1 protein-coding gene is annotated in these 426 nt (G+C 52.1%); it reads right to left on the bottom strand.

The features are described from left to right. Nucleotides 1-87 precede the first annotated feature (87 nt). A partial coding sequence (gene lipB, locus KDM89_RS19925; RefSeq protein ID WP_212689621.1) for a lipoyl(octanoyl) transferase LipB occupies nucleotides 88-426 on the bottom strand: 339 nt, incomplete at its 5' end.

The raw sequence follows: 426 nt of genomic DNA, 5'->3' as shown, positions 1-426 counted from the left end.
AGTCGGATCGTAAGCTGCCTGGCTGGCGGTGGTATCTGGGGATGCAGGAGTATTTTCGGTTGTCATGATACGGTACGTTTCGAAAAATCAAAGAGTTTCGTGGGTAACGGATAAGAGATCTTGTAAATGCTGTGCGAGTCTTTGCTGCACGTCGTTCAGTGTAGCCTGCACGCCCAAAGTCTTCATATCTACGGTGGCCAGTCCTGCATAGCCGCAGGGATTGATCCAGGAAAAAGGGGCGAGATCCATATCCACATTGAGTGATACGCCATGGTAGGTGCAACCATTGCCACGTACTTTCAGTCCCAGAGCGGCAATTTTGGCGCCTTTCCATGGGCCGTCACCAATATAAATACCGGGAGCGCCTTCTTTGCGCTCACCCGCCAGGCCGTAGTGTGCAAGAGTGTCGATGACGGCCTGTTCAAT

This window comes from Cognatundibacterium luofuense, assembly GCF_018139685.1.
Classification (GTDB): Bacteria; Pseudomonadota; Gammaproteobacteria; order Burkholderiales; family Burkholderiaceae_D; genus Undibacterium; species Undibacterium luofuense.
This window is presented reverse-complemented; position numbering and strand designations above follow the sequence as displayed.